The 15,281-nt window shown below is 59.9% G+C and carries 14 protein-coding genes and 1 pseudogene; 14 read left to right on the forward strand and 1 reads right to left on the reverse strand.

What is annotated here, in order from left to right:
* The first annotated feature begins 5 nt into the window (after positions 1-5).
* The 4 genes from NLM33_RS43300 to NLM33_RS43315 all read left to right on the forward strand — a co-directional run bounded on the left by NLM33_RS43300 (position 6) and on the right by NLM33_RS43315 (position 4,669).
* A complete protein-coding gene (locus tag NLM33_RS43300; RefSeq protein ID WP_254102513.1) occupies positions 6-1,331 on the forward strand; it encodes a transposase in 1,326 nt (441 codons plus the stop codon).
* A gap of 121 nt (positions 1,332-1,452) precedes the next feature.
* Complete coding sequence (locus NLM33_RS43305; protein ID WP_254104554.1) at positions 1,453-2,085, forward strand: imm11 family protein; 633 nt, start codon at positions 1,453-1,455, stop codon at positions 2,083-2,085.
* A 236-nt stretch (positions 2,086-2,321) separates the two neighbouring features.
* On the forward strand, positions 2,322-2,954 hold the full coding sequence (locus NLM33_RS43310; protein ID WP_254104555.1) for an imm11 family protein: 633 nt from the start codon (positions 2,322-2,324) through the stop codon (positions 2,952-2,954).
* Between the two features lie 35 nt (positions 2,955-2,989).
* Positions 2,990-4,669: a hypothetical protein gene (locus NLM33_RS43315; protein ID WP_254104556.1), complete on the forward strand. Its 1,680-nt coding sequence runs from the start codon at positions 2,990-2,992 to the stop codon at positions 4,667-4,669.
* Between the two features lie 247 nt (positions 4,670-4,916).
* Here NLM33_RS43315 and NLM33_RS43320 read toward each other — a convergent pair whose 3' ends face one another.
* Positions 4,917-5,606: a hypothetical protein gene (locus NLM33_RS43320; RefSeq protein WP_254104557.1), complete on the reverse strand. Its 690-nt coding sequence runs from the start codon at positions 5,604-5,606 to the stop codon at positions 4,917-4,919.
* Positions 5,607-5,791: 185 nt separating this feature from the next.
* Here NLM33_RS43320 and NLM33_RS43325 point away from each other — a divergent pair, with 185 nt between their 5' ends.
* From NLM33_RS43325 to NLM33_RS43370, 10 genes and pseudogenes are all read left to right on the forward strand, one after another.
* A complete protein-coding gene (locus tag NLM33_RS43325) occupies positions 5,792-6,295 on the forward strand; it encodes an isoprenylcysteine carboxylmethyltransferase family protein (RefSeq protein ID WP_254104558.1) in 504 nt (167 codons plus the stop codon).
* Between the two features lie 385 nt (positions 6,296-6,680).
* Entirely contained in the window at positions 6,681-6,941 is a 261-nt protein-coding gene (locus NLM33_RS43330; RefSeq protein WP_254104559.1) for a hypothetical protein, read from the forward strand.
* Between the two features lie 1,365 nt (positions 6,942-8,306).
* Entirely contained in the window at positions 8,307-9,410 is a 1,104-nt protein-coding gene (locus tag NLM33_RS43335) for an IS5 family transposase (protein WP_254094633.1), read from the forward strand.
* Positions 9,407-9,613: a hypothetical protein gene (locus tag NLM33_RS43340; RefSeq protein ID WP_254094631.1), complete on the forward strand. Its 207-nt coding sequence runs from the start codon at positions 9,407-9,409 to the stop codon at positions 9,611-9,613. The genes NLM33_RS43335 and NLM33_RS43340 overlap by 4 nt, the downstream gene beginning before the upstream one ends.
* 487 nt (positions 9,614-10,100) lie before the next feature.
* Complete coding sequence (locus tag NLM33_RS43345) at positions 10,101-10,439, forward strand: hypothetical protein (protein ID WP_254104560.1); 339 nt, start codon at positions 10,101-10,103, stop codon at positions 10,437-10,439.
* A 15-nt stretch (positions 10,440-10,454) separates the two neighbouring features.
* A pseudogene (locus NLM33_RS50065) lies at positions 10,455-11,075 on the forward strand (PBSX family phage terminase large subunit); the annotation flags it as partial.
* 338 nt (positions 11,076-11,413) lie between these two features.
* Positions 11,414-11,908: a GNAT family N-acetyltransferase gene (locus NLM33_RS43355; protein WP_254104562.1), complete on the forward strand. Its 495-nt coding sequence runs from the start codon at positions 11,414-11,416 to the stop codon at positions 11,906-11,908.
* Between the two features lie 212 nt (positions 11,909-12,120).
* Complete coding sequence (locus NLM33_RS43360) at positions 12,121-13,383, forward strand: CaiB/BaiF CoA-transferase family protein (protein ID WP_254104563.1); 1,263 nt, start codon at positions 12,121-12,123, stop codon at positions 13,381-13,383.
* An 86-nt stretch (positions 13,384-13,469) separates the two neighbouring features.
* Entirely contained in the window at positions 13,470-14,699 is a 1,230-nt protein-coding gene (locus NLM33_RS43365) for an acyl-CoA dehydrogenase family protein (protein WP_371930076.1), read from the forward strand.
* A 9-nt stretch (positions 14,700-14,708) separates the two neighbouring features.
* The gene (locus tag NLM33_RS43370) at positions 14,709-15,260 is read left to right on the forward strand and encodes a flavin reductase family protein (protein WP_254104564.1); all 552 of its coding nucleotides are present in this window, start codon (positions 14,709-14,711) and stop codon (positions 15,258-15,260) included.
* The last annotated feature ends 21 nt before the right edge of the window (positions 15,261-15,281 follow it).

The following is a 15,281-nucleotide window of genomic DNA, read 5'->3' on the forward strand; positions in this document are numbered from 1 at the left end:
GTTTTGTGGCCCGGCTTGCCGTCTTCACCGATCTGTTCACACGCCCCACTTGGCTGAATGTTCTGACGCTGCTCGCCGGCGTTATCCTGGCGCCCGGCCGGCGCACTGTCACGGCGGCGCTGCGCATCTTAGGGCGGGAGCGCGATCGCGATTTCTGTACTTTCCATCGCGTCCTCAACCGAGTGGCGTGGTCGTCGCGGGCCGCGGCAGGCCACCTGCTGCTCCTGCTGATCAAGGTCTTCGTGCCGGCCGGCGAGGCGGTGGTGATCGGGCTCGATGACACCATTGAGCGGCGCTGGGGGCCCAAGATCAGCGCCCGCGGCATCTATCGCGATCCGGTGCGCTCCTCCAAGGGGCACTTCGTCAAAGCCAGCGGCCTGCGCTGGCTTTCTGCCATGTTGCTGGTGCGCGTGCCGTGGGCCGATCGCGTCATGGCGCTGCCTTTCCTCACGCTGCTCGCCCCCTCCAAACGCTTCTATGACGGCAAATCGCGCTCGCCCAAGACGCTGCTCGATTGGGCCCGCCAGGCCGCCCGGCAAATCCGCCGCTGGTTGCCCGATCGATATATCGTACTGGTCGCCGACAGCGCCTTTGCGGCCATCGAATTCCTTGCCGCAGTCCGCAAGCACGTCTGCGTCGTCACCCGCCTGCGCCTCGATGCCAACCTGTTCGAATTTCCCCGACCAAAGCGCAAAGCTCGTGGCCGCCCTCCAATTCGAGGCAAGCCCCACAAAAAACTCTCTGCCATCCTCAAGGATCGCAACGTGTCCTGGACGCGTTATCGGGTCAGTCTCTGGTACGGCCGAACCAATCGCACCGTCGAGATCGCAACCGGCACTGCGCTGTGGTATCGCGGCGGTGTTCCGCCGGTGCCGATCCGCTGGCTGCTCGTCCGCGACCCAACCGGCGAACTCGACCCACAGGCTTTCCTGGCGACCGATCTCAACGCTCATCCCCGCGACATCCTCGCTTGGTTCGTCAGTCGCTGGCAGGTCGAAGTCACCTTCGAGGAAGTTCGCGCTCACCTCGGTGTCGAGACCCAGCGCCAGTGGTCGGACAAAGCCATTCTGCGCTCCACCCCGATTTTGCTCGGCCTCTACTCCATCATCACTCTATGGACCCACGACCTCGCCAAGGCACGAAAGCTGAAGCCCAGAACCGCAGCTTGGTATCCAAAAGCCACCCTGACCTTTAGCGATGCGATCGCCGCCGTTCGACGCCAAATATGGGCTCATCAGATTTCTTTCATGTCCCGGCCGCGCCGTGACAGCATAGAAATTCCGCGCCATATCTGGCACCGGATGGAGAACGCGCTCGCCTACGCCGCATAAATCGGCCAAAGTCGAGCTCAGGAGGCGACATCTATCTGCGACCGACGTCTCAAGGATGCCTGCAAAGCAATCGACCTTACTAGAAATGCTTCGAAACTCTAAAGTGCTGAGGTTCGACACGATGACCAGCAAAACGGTAAAGGGGACCGCGAAACGCGCCGAAGCGCGCAAGCGCAAGTTTTACGAAATGGGCCACAATTACCGTAGACCTGGAGCGCCGGGCTTTTACCTGGATGAGAGGAGCGTCATTCCAGTTGGGCTAGAGCGTCTGGCTGATCTTATCGAGCCGCCGTGTTTCGTGTTTGATAAGTCGGTAGGGAGCCGGCCTGGAGATCTGGAACAGTACTACGAGTTTTGGCTGATCTCCGACCGAACAAAAGTCGTGTTCGAGTCGATCGATCCGAAGGGGTTTTCCTTTGTTCGTTGCCCTGTGCGAGTGCCAAGGGGTGTTTGGGACGGACCGGGCTATTGGCTCTGCGAAGTTCTTCGTGTTCTTGACGCATTGGACGAATCGCGATCGCGTTTGAAGATCGGCATCCGCGACGATCCCCGCTATCGAGACTTCGGCAGAAAGTTCTACGAGTTCTTCGGGGGAGCTAAGCTCGTCTTCAAGGAAGAACTGGTCGACGACGTACACGCGTTCCGTATGGCGCACAACGAAAGTTGCATCATATGCGATCAGGAAATGAAGGACGCCTGCAAGCTAGCTGGCCTTAAGGGGATATTGTTCGACGACGTTTCGAATCTCCCGTAGCCCTTGCAAGGATTTGGAGGCGGACTGTTGCCGCCGATTGCGGCCGGCTTCGATAATGTCCTCAGGCTCGACATACCTTTGCACGATATGAGCTAAAGTCGGTCTGCACCACATCGCCCGGCGCTGCGATCGATTTTCTTTGCTGTCCCGCCCCTCACATAATGCAAGCGGTCGCGCGTCGCTTTGCGACGGCCGAGATGTGTTATCAGCCAAGCTTTCGAAGGACAGGGCAATCTATGAATAGTTCCGCGAACGAGAAGCGCAAACGAAAAGCAAAGGCGCGAAAGTTCTACATAATCGGTCCCGATGCTCGTATCGGCGGCAAGGGCGGGTGGGAAATGGAAAATCTCCCGGCGCTCTTGATGGGGCGTCGTGTGCTCGTTCCTCCCCCAGGGCAACGAGGATTTCCCGATTTTTCCGAACCGCCGAGACTCGTGTTTGACAAGTCTCTTGGAAGGAATCCTCGCGATCTCGAGCAGTTTCACGATTATTGGCTTGTTTCGGATCGGATGAAAGGCGTTCTCGAGCAATTGGACCCCGAAGCCTTCGGATTCGTGAAATGTGTGTCTCAAAACAGGGATAGAAGCGTCGGGCCCGCGTACTGGCTTTGCGACGTCCTTCGCATTCTTGACGCTGTCGATGAGGAAAAGTCACGCGTGAGGATCGAGTACGATCCCCCGGATCATCGCAAAAGATACAGCTTGCTCGGAGGAGCCAATCTCTTCTTCAGAGAAGAGGCCGTAGGCCCGGCCCACATTTTTAGACTCCAGTTCTTGTTCCCCAGAGTCATCTGTGACGATCTCGTGAGGGACGCGTGCAAAGAAGCAGATCTGAAAGGTATTGGTTTCCACGATGCTGCCAAATATTGACTGTCTGGCTCGACGCGTTCCGGAGGAAGCGCGGAATGTTTAACAATCATCACGTTCTTCCTCAGGCCGACCGGTTTCTGTCCGACCCAGTACTGAAGCTCCTTCAATTCGATATTGACGCCCCCGCAAATCGCATGATCTTGCCGACCCACACGGGGCTAGCCAATGCACTCAATTCCAGCCCACACCCTGGTGGCCACCTTGGAACCTACGGCAAGGGTTTCGATGAGTTTCTAATGGTCCTCCGAGCCGACCCGGCGTTTGGCGCCGCTTGGGCGGGCGATAGAGCCGCTCTTGATAAGCTCTCCGGCGATTTAAACAGCTTTGTCGCCGCAGCCAAATACGCCCTCGCAAACAAGCATCTGTTCGCCAACACGCCAGCAGGGATGACGCGCGAGACGGCAAATGAACAGAATGAGAGATGGTTTACAAATTGGAGGAAGTACGCCGAGGATAATAGGGAACAAATCCAGCGGATGCGGGAGACTGTCGATCAGCTGCACAACTCTGGTCAACACGACGCAGCCTTATGGTGGCCGATTCACTCGCCGACCAACCGTCTCAGCCTTGCGGACAAGATCGATATCTTGAAGCGGTACGGCGAGACCTCTCCTGTCTCGCAACAATTCACTGTCGTTGGGCCTCTTCCTGATCTTCCGGGCTTTGTCCCAACTATTGCAGACACCCGGCTGCCTGGCTTTATTCCCCCCGCCTTCGATGGCCTAAATCAGCCGGAAGGCTTCACCCCAAGCAATCCGCTTCCAACTTACGGATTGCCCGGATTTCCAGTATCCAATCCCGCATTGCAAGGGCTTGGGCCGTTGCCTCCGAGCGTCGCCATGCCGCAAAGTCCCCAGGTTCTGCAATTCAATCAGGAGACCGGGCGGCCTCTGACATTTTCCGATGGATCGCCGGTCTTGGGGCCCGCTCCCACCACCGCGGCCACGACCATTGATCGAGGCGCTCTTGCTGGGACGGTCGCGGCAGGTGCTGGGATGGCGTTACTCGCTGTTCCTGAGCTATGGCCAATGTTGCCGCTGTGGGCGAGGTTGGTCGGGCTTGGGGGCACTGGAATCACAGCGAGCGCTCCTGCCTTCGCAGCCGGCACTCCAAGCAGCGCTGGCACGGCAAGTGGAGGCATCTTCTCCACTGGCACTGCTCCGTACGACGCGTTCAACGCCCGCTCTTCTGCTTCCAACACGAACACCAGCGCCGGCTACAGCCCCGGATCTCCATCCGAGTCGCTGTTGATTGAAAGCAAGCCGCTTCAGCAAGAACCGAATCCCGCCAACACTTTTGCCGATCGCTTCGGAAACTGGACCGAGACGTCGGCGGGCTCGATGCCTGCGCAGGAGTCGGGCTCGCTGGGGGCTCCGGCCCCTGGCGCGGCGAGAGCTGTCGCTCCTGAAGATGTTCGGCGCCTCACGCGCGTGAATTCGTCGAACTCAGCCAACGCGTTCACGTCGGGTACGTCGCCCATCCCGTACTTGCCTTCTTCGGAGTTCAACGACCGTTTCGGCAATTGGAGCGTGCCGCCTGGCGATCCACAGTCGCCGCAAGCAAGCAGGCCAGTTGGTGCCTTCGCGGATGAGCCAGCCTATTCCATCCCGCCGCCGATCTGGGGATTGGAGGATTCCCGCGGCGCACAGAATGATGCCGAAGAATGGTTCTCGCGCTGGATACGGCCGCTTATGCGGCAGGACCGAATGCATTGACGAAGACCACACTGTGCACTCGAACAAATGCGTCTGCGTTCCGATCTTCTTCGGATTATACGCAGTCTCGCTTGACGCGTCGGGCAAATCACCTCTAAAGTGGCATCATCGAAAGAGTTCGCATCAACCCGCGCGGAGAAATCCGCCGCGGGTTTTTTGTTTCGATATCGGAAGCATCCCATTTTCGTAGACGACCAAAACGGCTCGGCGGCGAGCGAGTATCATGGCAACGCGCTGCCATGATGTCCTAGGATGGCCGTTCGACGAAGGAGACGGCCTTGTTGCTATAGGTCCATGTCGCGCCGTCGCGTTTGCTGATCCCGAGAAAGGCGGTCGCCGCACCGGCATATGTCATGGTCATATTGCCGCCCTCGATGCCATAGGCCCACGGGTCGAGGCACAGAAACTCGGTGACCTTGTTGTCGGCTCCCGTCGTGCGGTGGCCGACGATGCCGACATAATGGGCGCCGCCGAGGGAGGCCCGCACCGGCACCTTGTTTTCGAGATTCTTGATTGTCCAATCCACCGCTTTGCCGGGATCCCGGCCCACGCTCACCTGGTCGCGCGCCGTCGGTTCGGCCATTTTCCAGCCCATATAGCGGACGAACACGATCTTGAGGATCGAACCGCACCAATATTCATCGTTCACCGCCTTGAGGAATCCGCCATTGTTCTGGTTCCATGGCAGCTTGCTCTTCTTGTAGTTTTCCATCGTCTCGGCCGTCGAGGTCGTCGACACAACAGGATGGGTGTGCAGCGGCTCATCCACCAGCATTTCATAGACGCGATGGCGGCTGTCCAATTCGTCGCCGGGGTCCTGGTTGCTGTAGAACTTGCGATAGGCGGCGGGCGCCTTGGCCGGCGTAGTGACGGTGTGGAAATAGTGCCAGATCAAATCGGTTTTCCACGAGGGGTCGCGGGTATGGGTGTCGGTCATGGCGACGTTCCATAAGGAATTCGGCCGCGGCGGCTTCGCGGCCACTTCAGGAGTGGCGATCGTAGAGCATTTCAGCTCCCGGTAGTGTGTTCCTGTTCACATTGCGTCTTGTTGGCCTATAAGAGATGGGCTGCCATACCTCTGTGATTTGCTAAGCTATTCTTGTCGGGTCGTGGGAGCACGCAATGTCGAAAGCAATTGCCGTCTTGGGCTCCGCTCTGTTCTTCGTCGTTGCGCCGTTGGTGCTGGCAGGCTTCGTCCCCTGGTGGGTCACGCAGTGGGAATTTCGGCCAGCTTTTCTCGGCGTCGATCTAACCCGCATCCTCGGCGGTATATTGATCGTCGTCGGAGTGCCCGGACTTGTGGATTCATTTGCCCGTTTTGCGCTGGAGGGGCTGGGGACGCCCGCCCCGGTCGCGCCGACACAAAAGCTCGTAGTGACTGGCCTTTATCGCTACGTGCGAAATCCGATCTACATCGCGGTCGTCGCAGTCATTTTTGGTCAGGCCCTCTTGTTTGGTGACTGGCGTCTCCTCTGGTACGGCGCGCTACTCTGGCTGTTTTTTCATGTCTTTGTGGTGATGTACGAAGAACCGACGCTCGAACAAACATTCGGCACGGAGTACGAGAGCTTTCGGACGAATGTGCCGCGCTGGATTCCGCGGTTGACGCCATGGCGAGCCGCATAAAGGAATCGCTGCAAGCGGCGCGATGCCAGGCTGCAACAAACAGTGCGAGACGATCCCGGAGGCAGTCCGGCCGTCTGCGCCTGCGCATTATCACCTCTAAATTGGCATCATCGAAAGAGTTCACATCAACCCGCGCGGAGAAATCCGCCGCGGATTTTTTCGTCTCGATACCAGCTACGCGGCGCTGGGCTCCTTTGGCAGGTGATCTGGGGCCGCACGTCCGCTTTCAATAAGAGAGCAGACCAACGTGCGGCTAAGCCGGGACGGCTGCTTTTGACCCAGGGCTGACTTCGCACCGAGGATGAGCGTCGCAAGCTCGCGATGGACACTTGGCGTGAGGTTGTGACATATTTGTTGCGCAACCGCAAAATGGATCCGCTTAATCATGAACCGCTTGCCGTTTCTTCTTCATTTGGTCTTGTTATATCCGTTGGGCTTCGCGCCAACCCTGCTCTGGAAATCAGTTTGCGATGTTTCCCTGATCGTGCTGGGCGCGACCTATCTTTCGATCTTCATCTCGATCGGCCTCTTGCGCTGGAGGGGGCTGCCACTCAATGCAACCGTTGGCGAGTACAACGAACGAGTGAGGTTTCTGCGCAACGAGGTGACACGAATTTCGACCGATAATGATGGCCCTTCTGGTTGATGACCACATCTACGATGTCTGCTTGTGGCCCTTAAGAGGCAAACTGACATTCTTCAGGGAATGTCGGTTTGGAAAGTTAGAGCGGACATTCGGGCCTGATAGGAAAATCCGAAATCACTTGACACGTCGGGCAAATCACCTCTAAAGTGGCATCATCGAAAGATGTTCGCATCAACCCGCGCGGAAAAATCCGCTGCGGGTTTTTTCGTCTCGATAACAGCTATGCGGCGCCGGGCTTCTTTGGCCGGTGATCTCAGGCCGAACGTCGGCTTTCAATAAAATAAGAGAACAGACCAACGTGCGGCTAAGCCGGGACGGCGCTTTTGATCCGAAGCGGGCATTGCGCATGGCTCGAAATCCCTCGAGCCATGCTATCCCTTGTCTTCGGGCGCAGCGGGCGGGCGGCGTGGATTATCGGGGGCCCAATTGCTTGATTTCGGCGACTTGCTTTTCGCCGGGCAACTTGCCCCCGGCCAGCAGGCTGGTGCAAATCCACCGAGATTCTCTGGGTTGCGCGCCAAGGAAAGCCTTGGTCTCTACGCACTGCGCGTAAGTCTTGTAGTTGAGCGTGTCTGTGCACGTTGGCGAGAAATTGCTACTATCAATCCCCCCGGCAGCAAGGCTACATCCGACCCAGGGGGCGTTGCCGACCCTGAAACTTGTTTCGCAACCACCGTTGCAGCTGCGGGCTTCTCTCTCCAGCTTGGCAAGCCTCCCCAATGTTGTATTCGGCGCGAACGCTGGCGTTTGAGCGGTCGAGGAGCCGGCTGTCCTGCGGGATGTCACCGTGTTTGACGTCCCTTGCCGATGATGGGGCCTTGCCGCCTGCTCCGGTGCATTGACCGTGACACCGGGAAGCGTGCTGGTGGCGGAGCCTTGCGACGATGCCGGGCCACACAGGAAGACAGTTGCGAACATAGCGAGGATCGAGGGCGCGGCAGCACTTGACGACAATTTCATGATAATGCCTTTCCAGGACGGACAGGCCGTCCATTGCAAATGACCACGCGTAATTCGTAGCTTGTATTCTGCAACCTGGCCAGCGGTCAGCTCGCCAAAAAGTTGTGCATGCCAGCGTTGCCGGCGACGGATATGCCCGAGCACGCGCCTGGTGCGGCGCAACAATCGCGTTGGAAGAGCACGGGCACCAGTGCTGTCTTCCGCTCATGGCCCTCAAGAGACGAACTGACACATTTCGGGGAATGTCGGTTTGGAAACGTAGATCGGACATTCGGGCAAAATAGGAAAATCCGAAAAAGCCTTGACGCGTCGGGCAAATCACCTCTAACAGGCTGTTGAAGAAGTCTCTGGCGAAGCGTTTTGGATCGTGATTCCCTAGGATCAGGATTTTGCTGGGGTGGCACGATGCGGGGAAGTGACGAACGGTCTGGCTCGCTGTTCAGTTATGTTGACCTGGAGGCTCGGGTTCGCGTCGACCACCCGCTGCGGGCGATCAGGGATCTGGCAAATGCGGCGCTGGGCGATCTTTCTGGGGAGTTTGGCAAGCTCTACACGGACTTCGGTCGGCCCTCGATCGCACCGGAGAAACTGCTTCGGGCGATGCTCCTACAGGCGTTCTATGGGGTTCGCTCGGAAAGGCATCTGATGGAACGGATGGAGTTCGATCTTCTGTTCCGCTGGTTCGTCGGGCTTGGGGTGGACGATGCGGTTTGGGACCATTCAACCTTCTCGAAGAACCGCGACCGGCTGCTTGAAGGTGAGATTGCGGCCAAGTTCTTGAACGCGCTTTTGGCGCAGCCGAAGGTGAAGCGTCTTTTGTCGAGCGATCACTTCTCGGTGGACGGCACGCTCATTGAAGCCTGGGCTTCGATCAAGAGCTTCCGGAGGAAGGATGGCAGCGACAAAGATCAGGACGGTCCGGGACGCAATGCCGAGCGCAGCTTCCACAAGGAGAAGCGATCCAACGAGACCCATGAGAGCACGACCGATCCTGAGGCCAGGCTCTATAAAAAGGGCGACGGCCAGCCGGCCAAACTCTGCTATATGGGCCATGCGCTGATGGAGAACCGCAATGGTTTGGCGGTTTTAGGTGGAGTGAGCCAAGCTACTGGCACCGCCGAACGAGAGATTGCGCTTGCCATGATCGACAGGCGCGGGTGTGCGAAGCGGGTCACTCTGGGGGCGGACAAAGCCTACGACGTCACGCAGTTCGTGCATGACCTGAGAGATAGATCGGTTACTCCGCATATCGCGATCAATGGACATCTGAGTAAGACCGGCAAGCGGCGCAAGACGGCGGTCGACGCGCGTACCACGCGTCACGACGGCTATGACATCAGCCAACGCTGCCGCAAACGCATCGAAGAAGTCTTCGGCTGGATCAAGAGTTCCGCTGGCCTGGCCAAGGTCAAGCTGCGAGGCCGCGACCGGGTGGATGCCGTCTTCGTCCTGGCGCTTGCGGCCTATAATCTGATCCGGCTGCCCAAGCTTCTGGCGGCACCGGCATGAGCATCCGAGGTAGATGGCGGGTCGTCGAGACACCAGGCTACGACATGGCCGTGGCGGGCGCCTACATCCTGTTCGATGACGACGGCGGCGAGTTCGCCTTCGATTGCCTCACGGGCTGCATTCATGGAGCCTGTGACGGCGATGCCGTCCAGTTCGGCTGGCAGGGAAACGACGAAATGGAGCCAGCCAACGGTGATGGCTAGGCCGAACTGCGGGATGACGGCTCACTCGAAGGTGAAATCTGCCTCCTTAATGGCGACGACATCCCATTTATCGCGCGTCGCTCGAAGACTTCTTCAACAGCCTGCTAAAGTGTCATCATCGAAAGAGTTCGCATCAACCCGCGCGGAGAAATCCGCCGCGGGTTTTTTCATTCCAATGCCCGAGATCGGACGGCGGCGGCGCTTCGCGGCCTCGCCCTCGTTGAAACGCGTTCACTGAGCGCCGATCAGCGCGCCGTCGTCCGAACCAATATTGGCCGTGCACGCGCGAACGTGCCGGCCGCGGCGCGAGCCAGTTGCTTGCGCCGCCGCGGCCCCCAGGGTGGGGATAGGGTTCGCGCCCGAAATGAATCGCGCTTCGTTCGCGATCTGCCGCGCTTTTTGTTTTTTGGGAGCAACCCATGACGGCTTACCTGATCTCGCTCGCACTTGCGGGTCTGCTCGCGGTCGTTCTGCGGGAGACATTTTCATGAGGGAGGATCCGGAGTGCGAGCACGAGGGCGACGCAGTTCGCTCGCTTGTCGCCAAGAGAACTTGCAGGTCGCGAACTCTGACTGAAATTCGGTCCCTGGCGCGTAGCCACACCAAGACCGCCGTCAACGTGCTCGTCGGCATCATGCGCAGCAACGATGCGACACCGGCTGCGCGCGTGTCCGCCGCCAACGCGATTCTCGATCGTGGCTGGGGCAAGGTCGTGCAGGGAGACGAGAGCGTCGAAGACGGGATGTTGCAACTGATACACCGGATCGAGCGCATCATTGTGCTTCCGGAAGAACGCCACACTGGAGATCCCGGTGCGAGCGGTTGAGAACCGGCCTTATCGATGTCCATCCTGAGAATCCCGACAGCCGAGATCTTCGCGCCGCTGCTGAAACCCGCCCGCTACAAGGGCGTTTACGGTGGACGTGGCTCCGGAAAATCTCATTTCTTCGGTGAGCTTCTGGTCGAGACCTGCCAGGCCGAGCGCGGAACGCTCGCGGTCTGCATTCGCGAGGCGCAGCGGACGCTGGCGCAATCCTCCAAGCGGCTGATCGAAGGCAAGATCGCGAGCCTTGGGCTCGGTCACGGCTTCAAGCTTTATAGCGACAAGATCAAGACGCCCGGCGACGGGCTGATCATCTTCCGCGGGCTGCAGGATCACACGGCCGACTCGATCAAATCATTGGAAGGATTCCGCATCGCCTGGATCGACGAGGCGCAAAGCTTGAGCGCGCGCAGCCTGGCGCTGCTGCGGCCGACGATCCGCGCAGCCAACTCCGAGCTGTGGGCGAGCTGGAATCCGCGGCGCAAGAGCGATGCGATCGACGATTTCCTGCGGGGACGCAAGCCGGACGGCGCCGTCGTCGTGAAGGCGAACTGGCGCGATAATCCATGGTTTCCGGAGGTGCTCGGGGAGGAGCGATTGCTCGACCAAAAGCTCTATCCTGAGCGCTACGACCATATATGGGAGGGCGAGTATGCACGCGCCTTCGAGGGCGCCTATTTTGCCGCGCTGCTGTCAGAGGCGCGGGCGCAGGGGCGGATCGGGAAAGTCTCCGCCGATCCGCTGCTTTCCTTGCGCGCCTTCATCGATATCGGCGGCGCGGGCGCGGCGGCGGATGCCTTCACGATGTGGGTTGTCCAGTGGGTCGGAAGCGAGATGAGGGCGGACTTCCAGCACCTTCGCCGCTGGAGAAAGAGCGTGGAACAGGCTCAGAGCTACACCTTCAAGGCGGTCATCACCGTCATCGCGACCGGCCTGATCGGCGCGCTCTGGCTGGGCGTCAAGGTCGTGCTGGGCAAATGAGCAAGGGCAGCGACATCGCGGCCGAAGATCCGTCTCGTTATTCGGTTAGCGAACTCGTGTACCGTATTCGGGCTGTCGACGGCGACGACGAGGAGGTCGCCGAGATCCTCCGCGATCTTCATCAATGGACCTTCTTCGGCACCGCAGCCGTTCCACAGTTCGGATCGGGATCCTGGTGGCTTGCCCATGACGGAGCCAAGGCCGTCGCATTTGCCGGCGTCGTGCCGTCGACGCATGCCCGCAACAGCGGATATCTTTGCCGTGTTGGCGTCTTGCAGAAGCATCAAGGGCGCGGCCTGCAACGCAGGCTGATGCGGGCGGTCGAGGTGCAGGCACGGCGGATTGGTTGGGAGAGCATCGTTTCGGACACGACCGACAACAGGATATCGGCGAACAACTTCATCAGGACGGGCTACCGGCTCTATGAGCCGGAGGTGCCATGGGGGTGGAGGAACACGCTCTACTGGCGAAAATGGTTGAACCGGGTTTAGGCGGGTGATGCTTCCGTGAAGCGGAATGCACCGCAGCCGCAAAGCACGGTCTCGCCTCGGTCGCCCTTGCGTCTCGGTCGGTTCGTTGCGCCGGCGATCTACCACACCACTGCTTTGTGATCGAACGCGGGGAGGGGACTTGCGCCGTGCCGAGCGGCGGGCTTTAAAGTCGGTATTCGGCGGCCACAAGCCGATGTAGGGAGAAAGAGCGCATGTTCGATCAGCCGCAACTGCCGGAGCGCCTCCCGCGCGCCGGGAACGGACCGACGGCACTTGACGGACTGCTGGTCATCGACTTCACGCGCGTGGTCGCAGGACCCGTCTGCACGCAAATGCTCGGCGATTTTGGCGCGGAGATCATCAAGATCGAGAATCCCGATGGTGGCGACGATACGCGGGCCTATGAGCACGCCGAGATCGGAGGCGAGAGCGCCGCCTTCCTCAGCCTCAATCGCAACAAGCGCGGCATCGCGCTGGATCTCGCAGTGCCGGCCGCACGCGACGTTGCGCGCGAGCTGATCCGCAAGGCGGACGTGGTCGTCGAGAATTTCTCGGGTGGCGTCATGAAGAAGTTCGGCCTCGACTATGACTCGGTCGCGCCGATCAACCCGCGGCTGATCTATTGCTCGATCTCTGCCTATGGTCGGACCGGTCCATTTGCCTCGCGGCCCGGCTTTGATCCCATCACCCAGGCCGAGAGCGGCTTCATGTCGCTGAATGGCTTTCCCGATGGCCCTCCGGTCCGGACTGGTCCGCCGATCGTCGACATGGCGACTGGGATGGCGGCCGGCAACGCCATTCTCCTTGCGCTGCTGGCACGGGAAAAACTGGGTCGCGGGCAGCACGTTGAAGTCGCGCTGTTCGATATTGCGATGGCCATGACCGGCTTCTATGGCATGGCCTATCTGATCAATGGCCGGAATCCCGGACGATTCGGCAATTCGCCGAGCGGTTCTCCCACCGTTGGAGTCTACGAAGCGTCTGACGGACCTCTCTACGTGGCCTGCGCCAATGACAGGCTCTACCGGCGCCTGGTCGTCGAGGTGCTCGATCGGCCTGACCTCATCACCGATCCTCGCTTTGCAACGCGGAAGGCACGATCCGAGAACAAGGAGGGGCTGCGCGCCGCCATTGCCGAGGTGTTTGCAGGCGATCGCCTCGAGACCTGGATGACGAAGATGAAACAGGCCAATATCCCTGTTGGTTATCTTCGCACCGTCGAGGAAGGCTTCAACGCGCCCGAGGCGCGAGAGCGACAACGGCTCAGCCGGATCCCGCACCCCACGGCGGGCTGGGTGCCTAACATCGAATCTCCGCTGTCCATGAACCTCACGCCCGCAGTTGAGCCCGTCGCGGCGCCGCTGTTGGGTGAGCACACCCGGGACGTCTTGCGCGAGACGCTTGGTTATGACGAGCGACGGCTCGCCGAGCTTGCGGAGAACGGCGCCTTCGGAGCCGGCCGGCGAACGGGGTAACCCTGCTGAACCCGGCCGCCGACATTGCATCATCTTGATTTGGCGGGGTTCCGGCCGCATAACAGTTGCGGAAACGAGGGACACGAATGGTGGCCGGCAATCCCATCTCAGGTGTGGCCCAGCCGGAGGCCGAGACCGGCGAGCGCGCCTATGCCGCGATGATCGGGCGCACCAAGGCGCTCGTTCCACAATTGCGCCAGCGTGCAGCGCGGACGGAGGAGCTTCGGCGCCTCCCGCCTGAAACCGAACAGGACCTTCATGACGCGGGCCTGTTCAGGATTCTTCAACCCAAGCGTTTCGGCGGATCGGAGCTTGACTACGTTGCGCTGATCGATTGTGCCGACCTGCTGGGGCAGGCAGACGCTTCGGTGGCCTGGAATTTTGCCAATCTGGCGAGCCACCACTGGATGCTCGGCATGTTCGAAGAGAAGGCCCAGACATTGGTCTGGGGCCACGATGCCAATGCCCTGATCGCGTCGTCGTTCATTTTCCCGGCCGGTCGTGCCCGGAAGACCGAAGGCGGCTATCGGCTGCACGGAAGCTGGCCGTTCTCCTCGGGCGTGGCGTCCTGCGAATGGAACATGCTTGCGAGCGTGGTCTATTCCGATGATGAGGCCGACGGCATCGAGTATCGCATCTTCTTGCTTCCCAAGAAGGACTACAAGATTCTCGACACGTGGAACGCGGCGGGACTACGCGGCACCGGTTCGAGCGACGTGGAAGTGAGGGATGCCTTTGTTCCCGACCACATGACGGTCGCCGTCGGTAATCTGGCGGGAGGTCCGACACCCGGGAGCGCGGCCAATCCCAATCCGCTCTATGCGCTGCCGGTATTTTCCTTGTTTCCATATGTTCTGTCCGGCGTTGCGCTCGGAAACGCGCAGGCGTGCCTGGATGACTATGTCGAGGTGGTGCGCCATCGCATATCCACCTACAACCGCGCCAAGCTGAGTGATTTCCAGAGCACCCAGATCAAGATAGCCGAAGCCTCCGCGAAGATCGACGCCGCGCGCTTGATCATGCGGTCGGCGTGTGCGATTGCCATGGAAGATGCGCGGCGTAGCCACGTTCCGAGCATGGCAGCCAAGACCAAGTACAGGCGTGATGGCGCATTCTCGGTCAATCTGTGTACCGAGGCGGTGTCGATGCTTTTCGCCGCGAGCGGCGCGCGCGGATTGTTCACGAGCGGCGTCTTGCAGCGGCAATTCCGCGATGCTCACGCCATCAACTCGCATCTCGCGTTCAATTTCGACGCGGCGGGTACGAACTACGGTCGCGTGGCGCTCGGCCTGCCGTCCGAGAACCTGACGCTGTGAGGCCGGCTGATGACTGATTTGCCCAAGCAGCCGCCGGCCGCAGACCCAGCCAACGAGTTGGCGAGCGACAGCTCGCCGATCGATCCCCGCGATTTTCGCAATGCCCTCGGTACCTATGCGACGGGCGTGACCATCATTACTGCGACGGGGCCCGACGGCAAACCCTATGGTCTAACGTGCAATTCGTTTGCGTCGGTGTCGCTCAATCCGCCGCTCGTGCTCTGGAGTCTCGTCGTCTATTCGTCGAGCCTGACCGTTTTTCAGAATGCCAGTCATTTCGCGGTCAACGTGCTTGGCGTCTCGCAGCAGGCGCTGGCGAACAAGTTCGCAAAATCAGCGGACGACAAGTTCACCGGTGTCGACTGGAGTCCCGGGCTCGGGAATGCGCCGGTGCTTGCGGAAAGTGTCGCTAATTTTCAGTGCCGGTCGGTCAATCGATATTACGGCGGCGATCACGTGATCTTTCTTGGAGCCGTCGAGGCCTATTTCTACAATCGAAACGAGCCGCTGCTTTTTGCGCGCGGGAGCTACGGGCGTTTTTTGGCGGACGATGATCGCTAGCAGTCGTCCTAAGATGGACCG

The organism is Bradyrhizobium sp. CCGUVB1N3 (assembly GCF_024199925.1).
In the GTDB taxonomy this organism is placed as follows: domain Bacteria; phylum Pseudomonadota; class Alphaproteobacteria; order Rhizobiales; family Xanthobacteraceae; genus Bradyrhizobium.